Consider the following 15,995-nt stretch of genomic DNA (forward strand, 5'->3'; position numbering starts at 1 on the left):
GTGCTAACCCTATGACGACATTGACAATTGCCCCAGAATTCAATGGTTCTGACACAAAAAACCACACAATGAGCCAAGGAGGAAGCTTATGAACCTGGATCCCGCCACCCTGTGGTGGCTCATGGCAGGCGTCACGGTGGCCATAGAGCTTTTGAGTGGCACCTTCTATCTGCTCATGGTGGCCATCGGCATGGCCGCGGGCGCCGTGGCGGCCCACATGGGCCTGGGCCTGACCATGCAGATCCTGACCTGCGCGGTCGTCGGCGCCTGCACCGTGCTCGTGGCCTATTTCAGGCGCCGCACGCGCCCCGGCGAGCCCAGCCCCCGCGCCGAACGCAGCGTGAACCTGGATGTGGGCGAGACCGTCTTCATCGACGCCTGGGACGCCGACGGCACGGCCCAGGTCAAGTACCGCGGTGCCAACTGGACGGCCATCCACCGCCCCGAAGTCACGCCGACCACGGGCGCGCATCGCGTGGCCGAGCTCGTCGGCAACCGCCTGCTGGTCGATCCCCTCTGAAACCCCTCCCCGCCAACAAGAAAGACCGCATCCATGGAAGTCGCCATCGTCCTCTTCGTCATCGCCGTCATCTTCATCGCGCGCGCCGTCAAGATCGTCCCCCAGCAGCATGCCTGGGTGAAGGAGCGCCTGGGCAAGTACGCGGGCACGCTCTCGCCCGGCCCCAAGTTCATCATCCCCTTCATCGACCGCATCGCCTACAAGCACAGCCTCAAGGAGATCCCGCTCGATGTGCCGAGCCAGATCTGCATCACCAAGGACAACACCCAGCTGCAGGTGGACGGCATTCTGTACTTCCAGGTCACAGACCCGATGCGCGCGAGCTATGGCTCGTCCAACTACATCTCGGCCGTGACGCAGCTCGCGCAGACCTCGCTGCGCTCCGTCATCGGCCGGCTGGAGCTCGACAAGACCTTCGAGGAGCGCGACATGATCAACGCTCAGGTGGTGGCCGCCATCGACGAGGCGGCGCTCAACTGGGGCGTGAAGGTGCTGCGCTACGAGATCAAGGACCTGACGCCGCCGGCCGAGATCCTGCGCGCCATGCAGGCGCAGATCACGGCCGAGCGCGAGAAGCGCGCGCTGATCGCCGCCTCCGAGGGCCGGCGCCAGGAGCAGATCAACCTGGCCGAGGGTGAGCGCCAGGCCTTCATCGCCAAGTCCGAGGGCGAGAAGCAGGCCGCCATCAACAACGCCCAGGGCGAGGCCGCCGCCATCACCGCAGTGGCCGACGCCACGGCCGGTGCCATCGAGCGCATCGCCGCCGCCATCCGCCAGCCGGGTGGCGAGCAGGCCGTACAGCTCAAGGTGGCCGAAAAGGCCGTCGAGGCCTACGGCAAGGTCGCATCCGACGCCACCACCACCCTCATCGTGCCGAGCAACATGACCGAGGTCTCGGCCCTGGTGTCATCGGCCATGAAGATGATCCAGACCCAGCAGCGCAGCTGAGAGCCGTGCGTAGCGGGGGCCGCGACGCAGGGGATCGCGGGCCCAGGACTCTCCATGCGAGGGGCCAGACTTCCCCCTGTGGCAACACCTCTCGTCATCCCCGCGCAGGCGGGGATCCAGCGCGCCAGGCACGGCCATGGATTCCCGCTTGCGCGGGAACGACGGTGTAGAGGTGACCATGGTTTTTTGCAACACAGGTGGCGCCCATCGAGCGCGCAATCAACCGCCATCGGCCGCGCATTGCGCCAGCAACCAGTCCCTGAACGCCTGCAGCAGGGGCGACCGCGCCCTGGCCTCGGGGTAGACGAGGTAGTAGGCGTCGGCGCTCACCACGGCATCGTCGAACAGCTGCACCAGGGTGCCGGCACCGAGTTCCTGCCCAATCAGAAAGCGCGGCAGCAGCGCCACGCCCTGGCCGCAGGCGGCCGCCTGGGCAATCATCGCGAAATGCTCGAGCCGCGGGCCGCGCAGGGCCACGGTGGTGGCCACGCCCACCTGCTCGAACCACTCGGCCCATTGCGTCGGGCGCGTGCTCTGCTGCAGGAGAAGCACGCGCGTCAGGTCCTCGCGCAGCGCAATGCCATGGCGCGCGCAAAAGTCCGGGCTGGCCACGGGAACGACCTCCTCGCGCATCAAGAACTCGCACACCGCCCCGGCCCAGGTGGGTGCGCCGAAGTGGATGGCGGCATCGAGCGGCGTGCCGGCAAAGTCGAAGGGCTCGGTGCGGGCGGCAAGATTCACCGTGACATCGGGGTGCCGCTCAGTGAAGCCCGCCAGGCGCGGAATCAGCCAGCGCGTGCCCAGCGTGGGCAGCACGGCCAGGTTGAGCAACCCGCCCGCGTGCGAGAACGCCATGGCCTTCTGCGTGCAGGCCGACAGCTGCTGCAGCGCGGCGCGCACGTCGGCGGCATAGACGCGGCCCGCGTCGGTGAGCACGACGCGCTGGCGCACGCGGTGAAACAGCGCCATGCCCAGTTGCTCCTCCAGCTGGCGGATCTGGCGCGACACGGCGCTTTGCGTCAGGTGCAGCTCCTCGGCCGCGCGCGAGATGCTGGCGTGGCGCGCCGCGGCCTCGAACGCCAGCAGGTCGGCAATCGGTGGCAGAAAGGTCTTGCGCAGCATGGTCATGCTATGAGGGAATGAATCGGGCCCCATGGCTCACGCCTGCGCAGCCCCGTCGCGCTTTGTCGGTGCGCGCCAGGGCATGACCGGGGCCATCCGATTGTCCGGCACTTCATTCATAAACCGCATCAACTCCTTCCAATTTTTCGCTATGCACCGGGCCGCGCGCCGTGGATAGTGCACCCTGGTGCAGCGAATACCAATTTGAAGGAGACAACCCATGGCATATGCATGCAGAAAACTGGGCCTGATCATGAGCGCAACCGTGGCCCTGTGGTGCGCCGCCCTGCCCGCGGCCCAGGCCCAGACCCAGGTGCCCTCACCCACGCTCGACAAGATCAAGGCCACGGGCAAGGTGGTGCTGGGCGTGCGCGAATCCTCCCCGCCCATGGCCTACGCGCTGGGGGCTAACGAGAAATACGTGGGCTACCACGTGGAGCTGTGCGAGCGCGTGCTCAAGGAAATCGTGCCGACCGCAAGGCTGGAGTACATTGCCATCACGGCGCAAAGCACCATGCCGCTGGTGAGCAACGGCACGGTGGACATAGGTTGCGGCCCCACGACCAACAACCTGGCGCGCCAGCAGCAGGTGTCCTTTGCCGTGACCAGCTATGTGAGCGAGGTGCGCATGGCCGTGCGCAAGGACTCTGACCTGAAGTCCATCAGCCAGCTGGGCGGGCGCACGGTGTCCGCCTCCACGGGCACCACGGCCGTACAGCTGCTGCGCCGGCAGGAGCGCGTGGTGGGCGCCCCCATCAAGACCGTGCTGGGCAAGGACCATCACGAGAGCTTCATGCTGCTCGAGTCGGGCCGGGTCGATGCCTTTGTGCTCGATGACAACATCCTTGCCGGCGTGATCGCCAGCTCCAAGGACCCAGGCGCCTTCCGCATCGTCGGCGAGCCGCTGGGCGCCGAGCCCATCGCCCTGCTGTTTCGCAAGGATGACCCGGGCTTCAAGGCCGCCGTCGATGGCGTGCTCACACGCCTGATGCAGTCGGGCGAGGCCGAGAAGATCTACACCAAGTGGTTCGTCGACTCCATCCCGCCCAAGAACGTGAGCCTGAACCTGCCCCTGGGCAGCACGCTGCGCGCGCTGTTTGCCAACCCCAACGACAAGCCGCTCGAAAGCTATCAGCAATAAGCCCACCCCGGAACCACCATGCCCGACAAGACCCCTCCCCCGCGCACCGGCGGCCAGATCCTGGTGCAGCAGCTCATCACCCATGGCGTGACGCAGCTCTTCTGCGTGCCCGGCGAGAGCTACCTCGCCGTGCTCGATGCGCTGCACGACGCCGACATCGCCGTCACCGTCTGCCGCCAGGAGGGCGGCGCGGCCATGATGGCCGAGGCCCAGGGCAAGCTCACGGGCCGGCCCGGCATCTGCTTCGTCACGCGCGGGCCGGGCGCCACCAATGCCGCGGCCGGCGTGCACATCGCGCACCAGGACTCCACTCCCATGATCCTGTTCGTGGGCCAGGTGGCGCGCGGCGCCAAGGGGCGCGAGGCGTTTCAGGAGCTCGACTACCGCGCCGTCTTCGGCACCATGGCCAAGTGGGTGGTGGACATCGACGACCCCGCACGCCTGCCCGAGCTCATCTCGCGCGCCTTCCACGTCGCCACCTCGGGCCGCCCCGGCCCCGTGGTCATCGCCCTGCCCGAGGACATGCTGACGCAGACCGCCGCCGTGGCCGACGCCCTGCCCTACCAGGTCACCGAGACCGATCCCGGCGCGGCGGCGCTTCAGGAACTGCAAGAGCGCCTGCAGGCCGCCGAGCGGCCTGTCGTCATCCTCGGCGGCAGCCGCTGGTCCGCCCAGGCCGTGCAGGATGTGACGGCGTTTGCCGAGACCTGGCAACTGCCTGTGTACTGCTCGTTCCGCCGGCAAATGCTGTTTGCGGCGAGCCACGCCAGCTACGCGGGCGACCTGGGCCTGGGCGTGAACCCCAGGCTGCTGGCGCGCATACGCGGGAGCGACCTCGTGCTCGTGCTCGGCGGCCGCCTGTCCGAAGTGCCCTCGCAGGGCTATGAGCTGTTTGCCATACCCAACCCTGCACAGCCCATGGTGCATGTGCATGCCGACGCCAACGAGCTCGGCAGCCTGTACCGCCCCACCCAGGCCATCCACGCCACACCCCAGGCCATGGCCGCGGCGCTGGCCCGGCTGCGCCCCGCAGCCGCGCCGCGCTGGGCTGCCCACACCCAGGCCGCGCGCGCCGAATACCTGGCCTGGAGCGACCCGGCGCCCATCCGCATCCCCGGCCCGCTGCAGATGGGCGAGGTCATGCAGCACCTCAAAAGCGTGCTGCCCGCCGACACCATCTTCTGCAACGGCGCGGGCAACTTCGCCACCTGGGTGCACCGCTTCTGGCCCTTCACCCATTACGCCAGCCAGCTCGCCCCGACCAGCGGCTCCATGGGCTACGGCCTGCCGGCCGGCGTGGGCGCCAAGCGCCTGTGGCCCGGGCGCGAGGTCGTCGTGTTTGCGGGCGACGGCGACTTTCTGATGCACGGTCAGGAATTTGCCACCGCCGTGCAGTACGGACTGCCCCTCATCGTCGTGCTGCTGGACAACGCCATGTACGGCACCATCCGCATGCACCAGGAGCGCGAATACCCGGGCCGCATCAGCGCCACCACGCTCAAGAACCCCGACTTCAAGGCCTACGCCCAGGCCTTTGGCGGCCACGGCGAGCGCGTCGAGTGCACCGAGGACTTCGCCCCCGCCCTGGCCCGCGCACGCGCGAGCGGCCTGCCCGCGCTGCTGCACTGCCTGATCGACCCCGAGGCCATTACCCCGACCGGCACGCTGCAGAGCATCCGCAGCGCGGCCCAGGCCAAGGGTTGACGGGTCCGCCGGGGTCCAGGAGCGGCGCGCGCACAGACATTCCCAATTCGGAAAATGCGCCCGAATTCATGTCTATAATGGCGGGCTTCGGAGAGGTGGATGAGCGGTTTAAGTCGCACGCCTGGAAAGCGTGTGTGGGTTAATAGCCCACCGCGGGTTCGAATCCCGCCCTCTCCGCCAGTTGGAAGCCCAAGTAGATGATCTACTTGGGCTTTTTGCTTCTTGACCATCAGACCCCGAGGGCGATGCCGTACCGTAGTGGGCAATCCGCCGCTGAACCCGCGGCCACGAGACTACCCCCTGATGGGCAAGTCCACACATGAAGCCCTTCGCTTTCAACGCATCGGCCGATTCACGGCCTCTTGCACTGCCGGAAGTACATCTTCGTAGTTGAAGCCGTTCTGCGTCTTTTGCAGCGGGGTGCTGACCTGTTTGTTGAGCCAGTCACGCAGACTCTGCCCTTCGCCGGGACGCACCAGTGGATTGTGGCTGTCACCGGGGTATCTGAACTCCGTGAGGTTTTCGGGGTGGTCTTTGAATTTCTCCTGAAAACCGACGGCAGGCCGGTGCTTGCTTCCTCCCGCCCACGGATCTTCGTCCTCAATCGACGACCACATTGGCAGACGCGTGTCCCACCTCCACAAGTGTTCATACTGCTTGTTCACACTCTGCTTGTGGCAGATGCCACCCACGACCTGCGGGTCGCTCCGATTCCAGTGGTAGGTGGTGCGGCACCCTTCGCTATGACCGCTGAGAAAAATGGGCAGGCTTGAGTACGCCTTGAACCAGCGGATGATTTCCGCAATGTCATCACCACGCGCCTCCAGTCGTGCAGGGTTGACGGCGGTGTAGATACCTTCTCGCACGCGCTCGCCTGCGCGCTTGAGCATTTCTTCCTGTGAGCCCCCTGGGCAGCCGAGCTTGTTTCCATCTCGGGTAACGAACTCTGGCGTGATGACGGCAAATCCTTCTCGGTAGTAGAACTGTGCCACCGTGGTCTCCCAGCCCCACATGCCACCGCAGCCGTGGTTGTGGATGATGAGCCCCCGCAGGTTGGGATGACGGGGCAACAGTGCCGTGAACTTGTCCCGATAGACGGCGCCAAACATCGGCAGATAGAAGACGCTGCGATCCAGCACAGTTCGTGTCTGTGCCTTGTCATAGGCCGGCACGGGGCGGCTTTGCTGAGCCTGTGCGCCCTGCATCAACAGCGGCTGCGCAAGCAGCAAGCCCATGAGGCCCCACAGCGCATGTCGTTTGCCATACATGAATCATCCCTCTCGGTGGTGTAGTTGGAAATATAGCCGCAGGCATTGACGACGAACACCCGGCGCCATGGGTGGTAGCACAGCGCGACGCCGCCACGTTGCCGGCAACCTGGCGGCGCGCCCCCTCACTTCACCGCAAACCTCATATTCGCAGCCTTCCTGCCCGGCAGATTGACCAGCACCACGGCCTTGGTGCCTGCGGCCACGGGGAAGCTGCCCTTGGCCTGCAGCATGCCCGCGCCTGCGGGGGTGAGCGAGGCCTCGGTCTTGGTGCTGCCGCTCAGCAGCGTGAGCCTTGCGCTCGCGCCCTCGGTGTTGGCGATTCGGCCATGGTCGCGCACGTGCAGGGTGGCGACGTCGGGGCGCAGCACAAGCTCGTAGTCGATGTCACCCACCTCGGTGACCATGCCACCGTGCTGGGGCTCATGGGAATGGTTGTCGCCATGGGCGTGGGCCGGCAGGGCCGTTCCCAGGACCGTTCCCAGGGCCAGCGCCAGGGTGGCAAAGGCAGTGCGGGCGGCGCGAATCGTTGCGTGGTTCATGGTGGTTCTCCTTGCTTGGTGTAACGATCAGAAGGTCAGAAGGCCTCGGTGCTGTCGGCGCCGAGCAGCCGCTCGGCGTCGCGGCGGCCGAAGAGCCAGAACAGTGCCGGGGTGAGAAAGGTGTCGAGCAGCGTGGAGCTGATCAGGCCGCTGAAGATGACCACCGCCACCGGGTGCAGGATCTCGGTGCCGGGGCGTTCGGCCTCCAGCAGCAGCGGGGCGAGCGCAAAGGCCGTGACCAGCGCCGTCATGAGTACGGGCGAGAGCCGCTCCAGGCTGCCGCGCAGAATCATGGCGTGGTCGAAGTTCTCGCCTTCGGCGCGCATCAGGTTCAGGTAGTGGCTGACCTTCAGGATGCCGTTGCGCACCGAGATGCCGGCCAGCGTGATGAAGCCGATGAGCGCGGCCACCGACAGCGGCTGGCCCGACATCCACAGGCCCAGCACCGCACCCACCAGCGCCAGCGGAATGTTGGCCATGATCAGGAGCGAAAGCCGCGCCGACTGATAGCGCGTGTAGAGCACGACGAACATCAGCGCAAGCGACACCACGGACAGCATGCCGACGAGGCGGCTGGCCTCCTCCTGCGCCTGGAACTGCCCGCCCAGGGTGATGAAGTAGCCCTCGGGCAGGCGCTGCTCGGCGACGGCCTTGCGGATGTCGGCCACCACATCCGACAGCGGCCGGCCCTGGGCGTTGGCCGAGAGCACGATGCGCCGGCGCCCGTCGTCGCGGCTGATCTGGTTGGGGCCGTCGCCCTCCTCGATGCGCGCCAGGCGCGACAGCGGCACGCGGCCCTGGGGTGTATCGAGCAGCAGCTCTGACAGCCCCTCGATGCCGCGCGCGCTGTCGGGCAGGCGCAGCACCAGGGCAAAGCGGCGCCCGCCCTCGACGATCTGCGCGACCTTCTCGCCCTCCACCAGGGACTGCAGCGTGGCCAGCACCTGCGGCACGGGCACGCCGTATTGCGCGGCGGCCGCGTAGTCCACGCGCACGGTGATCTGCGGCGCGAGCACCTGCTTTTCCACCTCCAGATCGGCCAGGCCCTCGATGCCGGCAAGGCGCGCGCGCAGGGCCTCGGCCTGGCCGCGCAGCGTGTCCAGGTCTTCGCCAAAGAGCTTGATGGCGATCTGCGAGCGCACGCCCGAGAGCATGTGGTCTATGCGGTGCGAGATCGGCTGGCCCATGGAGATGGCGGCCGGCAGCGGCGCCAGGCGCGCGCGTATGTCGGCCTGCACCTCGGCCATGCTGCGGCGCATCTCGGACGCGGGCAGCAGGCCGACGTCGAGCTCGCTCACGTGCACCCCCTCGGCATGCTCGTCGAGCTCGGCGCGGCCACTGCGCCGGCCCACATGCGTGACCTCGGGCACCTGGCGCACCAGTCGTTCTGCCTGGCTGGCGAGCTGCGTCGATTCACTGAGCGTCACACCCGGGTTCAGGCGCATGCCGACTAGCAGCGTGCCCTCGTTGAAGGGAGGCAGAAACGTGGTCGGAAACAGCGGGACCGCCGTTGCCGCCAGCAGCACGGCCAGCGCGCCCACGACCACGGCCTGGCGCGGATGCTCGAGCACGCGCGCCAGGCCCGCGCGGTAGCGGCGCTTGAGCCAGGCCAGCAGGCGCGTGTCGCCATGCTCGAGGTGCTTCATGCGCGGCAGCAGGTACAGCGCCAGCACCGGCGTGACCGTGACCGACACCAGGAGCGACGCCAGGGTGGAGACGATGAAGGCCACGCCCAGCGGCACGAACAGCCGCCCCTCCATGCCCGGCAGCGCAAACAGCGGCAGGAAGACGAGCACGATGATGGCCGTGGCGTAGACGATGCCCGAGCGCACCTCGAGCGAGGCGTGCTTGACGATCTCCAGCGGGTGCAGGCGCGGGCCACCATGCCTTTGCCGGTCCATCTTCAGGCGGCGCAGCACGTTCTCCACGTCCACCACGGCGTCGTCCACCAGGCCGCCGATGGCGATCGCCAGGCCACCCAGCGTCATGGTGTTGATGGACAGGCCGAAGTAGCGAAACACCAGCGCCGTGAGAAAGATGGACACGGGGATGGCCGTGAGCGCGATCACCGTGGGCCTGATCGTGCCCAGGAAGACGAACAGCACCACCGCCACGAACACCGAGGCCCCGATGAGCTTGCCCTGCAGCGTGGTGACCGAGGCCTCGATGAAGCTGGCCTGGCGGAAGGTGACGCGCGGCCTGTCCATGCCCGCGGGCAGGCTCTGGGCCAGGTCCTGCAGCGCGGACTCGATGCGCGCGGTGAGCGCGATGGTGTCGGCCGTGGGCTGCTTTTGTATGCCGAGGATGACGGCGGGTCGGCCTTCGAAGCCCGCATCGCCCCGCCGGGTGGCCGCGGCAAAGCTCACCTGCGCGACCTGGCGCAGCAAGATGGCCTGGCCATTGCGCGCGGTGAGCGCTAGGTTCTGCAAATCCTCGAGCCGCGCCGTACGCCCCAGGTGGCGGATCAGCAGCTCGCGCCCGTTGACCTCGAGAAAGCCGCCCGAGGTGTTGGCCGCAAAGCCCTTGAGCGCGTTGGACAGCTGCTCGTGCGTGATCCCGAGCTGCGCCATGCGCGCCGTGTCGGGCTGCACCTGGAACTGGCGCACCTCGCCACCAATCGGTATCACCTGGGCCACGCCGGGTATGGCCAGCAGACGCGGGCGCAGCACCCAGTCGGCGTATTCGCGCACGGCCATGGGCGTGGTGCGCGCGCTATCGATGGGGATGGCGATCATCATGATCTCGCCCATGATGGAGCTCACCGGCCCCATGCGCGGCGTGATGCCGGGCGGCAGCCCCTCCTCCATCGCCGACAGGCGCTCGGACACCATCTGGCGCGCGCGGAAGATGTCCACGCTCCAGTCGAAGGTGACGTAGAGAAAGGACAGGCCGGCGCTGGATGTGGAGCGCACGCTCTCCACGCCGGGCAGGCCGTTCATGCTGGTCTCGAGCGGGAAGGTGATGAGCTGCTCCACCTCCTCGGCGGCCATGCCGCCGGCCTCGGTCATTACCGTGACCGTGGGCTTGTTCAGGTCCGGGAACACGTCCACGGGCATGCGCGACAGCGTGTACGCGCCATAGGCCATCAGCGCGGCGGCCGCGACCAGCACCAGCAGCCTGTGCGTCAGGCTTTTTTCCAGAAGCCACTTGAACATTGCGGCCCCTTCAGCGGATCTGGTTGAGGAGCTGCGCGCCCTGCGTGGCCACGCGCTCACCGCTTGCGAGCCCCTCGGTCACGACGGCATGCACGCCGTCGAGCGGCTGGTACTGCACCACGCGCGGCGCGTACTGCTCGGGCGCGGTCTTGACCCAGACGATGGACTGGTTGGACGGGCTCTTCTGCAGCGCCGCCAGCGGCACGCGCAGCCCGGCCACGCGCGAGCGCGTCTGCACCACCAGGCGCACGCCCTGCCCCAGCGCCAGCCGCGCCAGGGCCTGGGCATTGCCCGCGAACGACAGCGGCAGGGCCTGCTCGCGCAGGCTGCGCGCCGCGCCGATAAAGCGCAGCGGCACGGCCTGCCCTCCCTCCGCGCCCGGGACAGCCAGGCTGGCCGAGGCCACATCCTGGGCCTGCGCTGGGTCGTAGGCCAGGGCCTCGATGCGCAGGCGGCTCGGGTCCACCACCTCGAAGAGCTGCTCGCGCGCGTCCACCACCTGGCCGGCCACGGCATTGGCCGAGGCGATGACGCCCGACACGGGCGCGCGCAGCGCATCGCGCCGCGCCAGGCCCGCGCCCACGGCGGCCAGGCGCGCATTGAGGCTTTGCAGCTCGCTCTCGGCGGCCTCGATGTCCTTGCGCGCCACGGTGTCGGCGAGCTCGTGCAGGCGCGCCACGCGCCGCTCGGCCAGGGCATGGGCGGCACGCAGCTCGGCCTGCTGGGCCAGCTGGCTGGACTGCTCGAGCGCGCCGGCCGTGGGCACGACATAGGCCAGGATCTGGCCCTTGCTCACATGCTGGCCCACGCCGGGCAGGCCCTGGGGACCGGGCTCCACGCGCCCGGCCAGCAGCGCCTGCACCTTGCCGCCGGCGTTCGGGTCCATGACCACGGTGCCGGCAAGCTCGAACGAGCGCGGATGCTCGCCCGCGGTCACGGACAGGGTGCGCAGGCCGAGCTGGCGCTGGGCCGATTTCGGGATGAAGACGCTGCCATCGCTCTTGCGGCGCGGGCTCTCGCCGCTGGCGGCGGGGGGCGCGTCGTCATGGCCCTCGTGGGCGATGCCCGTCAGGGGCATGGCCAGGGCCCATGCCAGGGCCAGGTTGGTCAGGCTGTGGCTGCGGCGGATCATGCTGCACCTCCTGTGCGGTCTGCGCTGTCTGCGCGGTCTGCGGGTTGCGCGGCGGCCTTGCGGTGGCGCGCAAGGACTGCCCCGATGGCCAGGGCGGCGAGCAGCGCCGCGCCCGCCGCCAGCAGCGGCCTTGCGCCCCAGCGGGCGGGCGGCACGCTCTCGGCCGGGGCATGCCAGTCGATGTCGCCGGCCAGCAGGTCGCTGGCGGCGCCGGCCATCACGGTGGCCGTCACGGGCGTCTCGCCATCGGCCAGGGGCTGGGCGAGTTCGGCCTGGAACAGGCCCTCGCCCACGGCGGTCACGGCCAGGCTCTGGCCGCCCACGTCCAGCTCCAGCCGCGCGTCGTGCACGGGGCTGTTGTCGCCGGCATGGTCCAGGTAGAGGGTCAGGTGCTGGCCGTCGATGACGCCGACCAGCTCGAACTGCTCGGACGCGAGCGCAAAGCGCGGCGCGGCGCTGGTCTGCAGGGCGGGAGCATCGTCGTGGCCCTCATGGCCTTCATGGGCCTGGGCGGCGGTGCCAAGCGCCGCCAGCTGCGCGGCCAGCATGAGCGCGAGGACGGGGAGGAAAAAACGGGGGCTGTGCATGGTTCTGGCTTGCATCGCAGAGGGGTTGAATTACTACTGTTTCGATAGCTGCTTGCGCTTGTCTGCAGGGCGCTGGAGGCCTTTTTTGCTTGAAATATCAGGTCTCTGCACCTTGCCGCGGCTGCGCCTGCGGCGGGCCTATTCGGGCAGCAGGCCCTGCGCCTGGCGCAGGGCGGAGATGGCGGCGGCGGCGTCCAGCCGGGCGCGCAGCGCCTGGCGCTCGGCGAGCAAGGCGTCCTGCTCCACGCGCAGGCGTGTGGGCCAGTCGGCCTCGCCAAGCGCAAACGCCTTGGCGACAAAGCCGCGCGTGGCCACGGCCAGCTCGGCATTGCGCGCCATGGCCTGCTGCTGCGCGGCGGCGGCGCTGGCCTGGGCCTGGGCGGCGCGGATGTCGGCGGCCAGGCGTTCGCGCTCGCGCTCGGCGCGGGTCTCGAGCTCCAGCGCCTGGGCAAGGGCCGCGGCCTCGCGGGCCTGGGCACGCACGCCCGCGCCCAGGGGCAGGCGCAGGCCCAGGGTGATGGACTGCTGGTAGCGCTCGCCGCTCTGGCCGCGCTCGGTGGCGGCGGACAGCGTCAGCTCCGGGTTGGCACGCGTTTGCAGCGCCACCAGCTCGGCCTGGCGCCTGGCCAGGGCGGCCTGGCGCTCGCCGGCCACCAGGGCCGGGTGGGCCTGGGCCAGGGCCAGCGCATCGCCCGCCGCGGGCGGTGGCTCGGCGCCCAGCGGCTCGCCCGCGGCCGGCAGGTTCTGGCCCGGGGCCCAGACGGCCAGGGCCTGGCGGGCGGCATCGCATGCGCCCTGGGCCTGGGCCTGCGCGGCCTCGGCCTGGGCGACGACGGCTCGGGCCTGGTAGTCGTCGGCGCGCGCCAGGTCGCCCGCGGCAAGGCGCCGCGCCACATCGGCGGCCAGGGCGCGGGCGCCCGTCAGCTGGGCCTGGGCCAGCGCCTGGTCGCTGCAGGCGCGCTGCCAGCCCCACCAGGCTTCGCGCACGCGCGCTGCCAGCTCCAGCTGCGCGGCCTGGGCGCGGCTGTGCACGGCCTGCAGTTCGGCGTCGCCCAGCGCGGCGCGGCGTGCGCGCTCGCCGGGCAGCCACAGCGGCAGGGCCAGGCCCACGGTGTGCTCGCGCGCGCCCAGGCGGCTGCCGGGGCGGTCGGTCTTGGTCTGCAGCTCGATGGCCGCGGGCTCGGGCGTCCAGGCGTCGGCGCTGGCGCGAACGGCCTGCGCGGCCTGGCGCAGCAGCGGCAGCGCCTGGGCCTCGGGCTGGCGCTGCCAGGCCTGAGCGAACAAGGCGTGCAGCGGCGAGGCGGCGGGCGGCGTCTGCGCCCAGGCGGGCGCGGCCCAGATCAGGCCGCAGGTGAGGCCCAGCAGGCGGGCCCCGGAGGTTTTCCAGTCAAGTGGCATCCGATATTTCTCCATTGGCAAGGCCATGGGGGGAGACATCGGCAAGGCATGGCGCGCGCGATCGGCCGGGCCGCCGCGGCGTCGATGAAAGATGCTGGGAGGCTGTCGGACTTGGAAATCGCCGGCTGCAAATCGACCGCAGCGGCCCATTTTTCACTGGCTTTTTGCCCAATAGCTCGGCTATTGGGCTGCAAACCCGGCAAAAACTGGTCTCGCTGGGGCCGATTTTGGCTACGCCACTCTTCGAGAACGCTTTCGGCGCTCCAAGTCCGACAGCCTCCTAGGGGCGCCCTGCCCCTGCCTTGCCGCTCAGGCAAGCGCAGGCCAGTTGGGGCGTTCGGGCCGCAGGGGCGTGGGTGCGCGCAGCAGCGGCAGCACAAAGGGGGCGGGGGCCATGCGGGCCGCGCTCAGGGCCGTGGCGGCGGGCCCGCCATGCAGACCCGTTCCAATGCCGTGGCAGACATGGCAGTCCATGTCCACACCGGCGCCGCGCGCGCCGGCGGCGCCATCGTGCTTGCCGTCATCGGTGGTCTGGGCCACGTGATCGTGCGCGAGATGCTGGTGGTGGCCGAAATGCGTGGATGCCGCCGACTCGTGGCCGCAATAGCTGGCGGCCGCGGCCCAGATGGACTGCAGCGGCAGGCAAACCAGTATCAAGATCAATAGCAGGCGGCGCATGGAAGGCGTGCATTCTAGAATGAACCGTCATGGGATCATTGGCTGTGTCCCTGCCCCGCGATCCACCAACCCTGCTGCCCTGTCCATGTCCTCCTGGATGTTTCGCCCCCGCCTGCTCGATGCGCTCGTCGGCTACGACCGTGCGCGCTTTGTCAAGGATCTGGCCGCTGGCCTCACGGTGGCCGTGGTGGCGCTGCCGCTGGCGATGGCGTTCGCGATCGCGAGCGGGCTCAAGCCCGAGGCCGGCATCTTCACTGCCATCATCGCGGGCTTTCTGATCGCGGGGTTGGGCGGCAGCCGGGTGCAGATTGGTGGGCCGGCGGGCGCCTTCATCGTCATCGTCTACGGCATCGTCGAGCGCTATGGCGTGGCCAATCTGATCATTGCCACCGCCCTGTCGGGCGTGCTGCTGTTCGTCATGGGCCTCCTGCGCCTGGGCACGCTGGTGCGCTTCATTCCGGTGTCGGTGATCATCGGCTTCACCAACGGCATTGCGGTGCTGATCGCGCTGTCGCAGGTCAAGGATTTTCTGGGCCTGTCGATTGCGAAGATGCCTGGCGATTTCTTCGGCATCCTGGGTGCGCTGTGGGGCCATCTGCACAGCTTCAACCCCTGGGCGCTGGGCGTGGCGGTGGCATCGCTCGCCGTCATCGTGGTCTGGCAGCGCTGGCTACCCGCGCTCGGGCCGCGCGTGCAGTTCTCGGGCAGGCTCAGCGTGGTGCCCGGCTCCATCGTGGCACTGGTGCTGGCCACGGCCGCGGTGGCGCTGTTCGAGCTGCCGGTCGAGACCATTGGCAGCCGCTTTGGCGGCATTCCGGGCGCGCTGCCGGCCTTGGAATGGCCGGCGTTCAGCTGGGAGTCGGCGCGCTTTCTGCTCATGCCCACGGTCACGCTGGCGCTGCTGGGTGCCATCGAGTCGCTGCTGTGCGCGCGCGTGGCCGACGGCATGATCGGCGACCGGCACGACCCCAACCAGGAACTGATGGCCCAGGGCGTGGCCAACTTCATCACGCCGTTCTTCGGCGGCATGCCGGCCACGGGCACGATTGCGCGCACCGTCACCAACGTGAAGAACGGCGCGACCAGCCCCGTCGCGGGCATGACGCATGCGCTGGTGCTGCTGGTGGTGATCCTCGTGGCGGCGCCGCTGGCCAGCTCCATTCCGCTGGCCTGCCTGGCGGCCATCCTCATGCATGTGGCCTGGAACATGGGTGAATGGCGCGAGTTCGTGCTGCTCAAGAACTACCGCGCAACCTATCGCGCCACGCTGCTCACGGTGTTCTTTCTGACCGTGGTGTTCGACCTCACGGTGGCGGTGGAGTTCGGCATCCTCGCGGCCTGCGTGGTATTCATCTACCGCATTGCCAGCCTGTCGCGCGCGGTGCGGCTCACCGCCGCCGATCGCCCCGAGCTCGCGGGCCACGAGGAGCGCGTGCAGGCCTGGCGGCTGTACGGCGCCCTCTTCTTCGGCGCCACGCGCCTCGTCGAGGAGCTGCATGACCGGCTGCCACCGGGCACGCTGGTACTCGATGCGAAGAATCTGATCTACGTCGATTCCACGGGCGCCGAGGCGCTCGAGGCGTTGATCCGGCGCTGCCGCGAGCAGCGTGTTCGACTGATCGTCTCGGGCCTGAGCGACCAGCCGCTCGACATCGTGGGCCGCACGGGCCTGCTGGCGCAGCTGCGCGCGCTCTCGCCCGACGATGTGCAGCCGGACCTCGCGCAGGCCCTGGCCGTGGCCATTGCGGGCACGCGGCCGGCGTCGGGACCGACGGAGCCGCAATCGCCCTGAGAGTCTGG

Annotated in this window: 13 protein-coding genes and 1 tRNA gene; 6 read left to right on the plus strand and 8 right to left on the minus strand. The window is 69.1% G+C overall.

What is annotated here, in order from left to right; all coding sequences use genetic code 11:
- Positions 1-88: 88 nt before the first annotated feature.
- Together ABUE11_RS08760 and ABUE11_RS08765 are read left to right on the plus strand one after the other, a co-directional pair.
- Positions 89-520, plus strand: a complete 432-nt coding sequence (locus ABUE11_RS08760) for an NfeD family protein (RefSeq protein WP_367068659.1) — start codon at positions 89-91, stop codon at positions 518-520.
- Between the two features lie 33 nt (positions 521-553).
- On the plus strand, positions 554-1,468 hold the full coding sequence (locus ABUE11_RS08765; RefSeq protein WP_367068660.1) for a stomatin-like protein: 915 nt from the start codon (positions 554-556) through the stop codon (positions 1,466-1,468).
- A 219-nt stretch (positions 1,469-1,687) separates the two neighbouring features.
- Here the strand turns inward: ABUE11_RS08765 and ABUE11_RS08770 are convergent, their stop codons facing one another.
- The gene (locus tag ABUE11_RS08770; RefSeq protein WP_367068661.1) at positions 1,688-2,590 is read right to left on the minus strand and encodes a LysR family transcriptional regulator; all 903 of its coding nucleotides are present in this window, start codon (positions 2,588-2,590) and stop codon (positions 1,688-1,690) included.
- A gap of 220 nt (positions 2,591-2,810) precedes the next feature.
- On the opposite strand from ABUE11_RS08770, the gene ABUE11_RS08775 reads away from it, so the two are divergent.
- The 3 genes from ABUE11_RS08775 to ABUE11_RS08785 all read left to right on the plus strand — a co-directional run bounded on the left by ABUE11_RS08775 (position 2,811) and on the right by ABUE11_RS08785 (position 5,615).
- Entirely contained in the window at positions 2,811-3,731 is a 921-nt protein-coding gene (locus ABUE11_RS08775) for an amino acid ABC transporter substrate-binding protein (protein ID WP_367068662.1), read from the plus strand.
- 18 nt (positions 3,732-3,749) lie between these two features.
- Positions 3,750-5,435, plus strand: a complete 1,686-nt coding sequence (locus tag ABUE11_RS08780; RefSeq protein WP_367068663.1) for a thiamine pyrophosphate-binding protein — start codon at positions 3,750-3,752, stop codon at positions 5,433-5,435.
- 89 nt (positions 5,436-5,524) lie between these two features.
- Positions 5,525-5,615 (plus strand) — tRNA-Ser (locus tag ABUE11_RS08785).
- A gap of 155 nt (positions 5,616-5,770) precedes the next feature.
- On the opposite strand, the gene ABUE11_RS08790 is transcribed toward ABUE11_RS08785, so the two are convergent.
- The 7 genes from ABUE11_RS08790 to ABUE11_RS08820 all read right to left on the minus strand — a co-directional run bounded on the left by ABUE11_RS08790 (position 5,771) and on the right by ABUE11_RS08820 (position 14,174).
- Positions 5,771-6,703 (minus strand): hypothetical protein, encoded by a 933-nt coding sequence (locus tag ABUE11_RS08790; protein WP_367068664.1) that lies wholly within the window; start codon positions 6,701-6,703, stop codon positions 5,771-5,773.
- A 125-nt stretch (positions 6,704-6,828) separates the two neighbouring features.
- Positions 6,829-7,245 carry a hypothetical protein gene (locus tag ABUE11_RS08795; protein WP_367068665.1) on the minus strand — a complete coding sequence of 139 codons (417 nt, stop codon included), beginning with the start codon at positions 7,243-7,245 and terminating at the stop codon, positions 6,829-6,831.
- Positions 7,246-7,280: 35 nt separating this feature from the next.
- Entirely contained in the window at positions 7,281-10,400 is a 3,120-nt protein-coding gene (locus ABUE11_RS08800) for an efflux RND transporter permease subunit (RefSeq protein WP_367068666.1), read from the minus strand.
- 10 nt (positions 10,401-10,410) lie between these two features.
- Positions 10,411-11,532, minus strand: coding sequence for an HlyD family efflux transporter periplasmic adaptor subunit (locus ABUE11_RS08805; protein WP_367068667.1), 1,122 nt, complete (start codon positions 11,530-11,532; stop codon positions 10,411-10,413).
- Positions 11,529-12,119, minus strand: a complete 591-nt coding sequence (locus ABUE11_RS08810; RefSeq protein ID WP_367068668.1) for a hypothetical protein — start codon at positions 12,117-12,119, stop codon at positions 11,529-11,531. Before ABUE11_RS08810 ends, ABUE11_RS08805 begins: the two co-directional genes overlap by 4 nt.
- 138 nt (positions 12,120-12,257) lie before the next feature.
- Positions 12,258-13,517, minus strand: a complete 1,260-nt coding sequence (locus tag ABUE11_RS08815) for a TolC family protein (protein ID WP_367068669.1) — start codon at positions 13,515-13,517, stop codon at positions 12,258-12,260.
- A 309-nt stretch (positions 13,518-13,826) separates the two neighbouring features.
- Positions 13,827-14,174 (minus strand): hypothetical protein, encoded by a 348-nt coding sequence (locus ABUE11_RS08820; protein ID WP_367068670.1) that lies wholly within the window; start codon positions 14,172-14,174, stop codon positions 13,827-13,829.
- A gap of 106 nt (positions 14,175-14,280) precedes the next feature.
- On the opposite strand from ABUE11_RS08820, the gene ABUE11_RS08825 reads away from it, so the two are divergent.
- On the plus strand, positions 14,281-15,987 hold the full coding sequence (locus ABUE11_RS08825; RefSeq protein ID WP_367068671.1) for a SulP family inorganic anion transporter: 1,707 nt from the start codon (positions 14,281-14,283) through the stop codon (positions 15,985-15,987).
- The last annotated feature ends 8 nt before the right edge of the window (positions 15,988-15,995 follow it).

Source organism: Oryzisolibacter sp. LB2S (assembly GCF_040732315.1).
GTDB lineage: Bacteria > Pseudomonadota > Gammaproteobacteria > Burkholderiales > Burkholderiaceae_C > Alicycliphilus > Alicycliphilus soli.

Bases quoted from the DNA above. Each gene is read 5' to 3' on its own strand.
- ABUE11_RS08790 (WP_367068664.1), bottom strand. From the start codon at position 6,703: ATGTATGGCAAACGACATGCGCTGTGGGGCCTCATGGGCTTGCTGCTT.
- ABUE11_RS08800 (WP_367068666.1), bottom strand. From the start codon at position 10,400: ATGTTCAAGTGGCTTCTGGAAAAAAGCCTGACGCACAGGCTGCTGGTG.
- ABUE11_RS08805 (WP_367068667.1), bottom strand. From the start codon at position 11,532: ATGATCCGCCGCAGCCACAGCCTGACCAACCTGGCCCTGGCATGGGCC.
- ABUE11_RS08780 (WP_367068663.1), top strand. From the start codon at position 3,750: ATGCCCGACAAGACCCCTCCCCCGCGCACCGGCGGCCAGATCCTGGTG.
- ABUE11_RS08775 (WP_367068662.1), top strand. From the start codon at position 2,811: ATGGCATATGCATGCAGAAAACTGGGCCTGATCATGAGCGCAACCGTG.
- ABUE11_RS08760 (WP_367068659.1), top strand. From the start codon at position 89: ATGAACCTGGATCCCGCCACCCTGTGGTGGCTCATGGCAGGCGTCACG.
- ABUE11_RS08810 (WP_367068668.1), bottom strand. From the start codon at position 12,119: ATGCACAGCCCCCGTTTTTTCCTCCCCGTCCTCGCGCTCATGCTGGCC.
- ABUE11_RS08795 (WP_367068665.1), bottom strand. From the start codon at position 7,245: ATGAACCACGCAACGATTCGCGCCGCCCGCACTGCCTTTGCCACCCTG.
- ABUE11_RS08765 (WP_367068660.1), top strand. From the start codon at position 554: ATGGAAGTCGCCATCGTCCTCTTCGTCATCGCCGTCATCTTCATCGCG.
- ABUE11_RS08770 (WP_367068661.1), bottom strand. From the start codon at position 2,590: ATGCTGCGCAAGACCTTTCTGCCACCGATTGCCGACCTGCTGGCGTTC.
- ABUE11_RS08825 (WP_367068671.1), top strand. From the start codon at position 14,281: ATGTCCTCCTGGATGTTTCGCCCCCGCCTGCTCGATGCGCTCGTCGGC.
- ABUE11_RS08815 (WP_367068669.1), bottom strand. From the start codon at position 13,517: ATGCCACTTGACTGGAAAACCTCCGGGGCCCGCCTGCTGGGCCTCACC.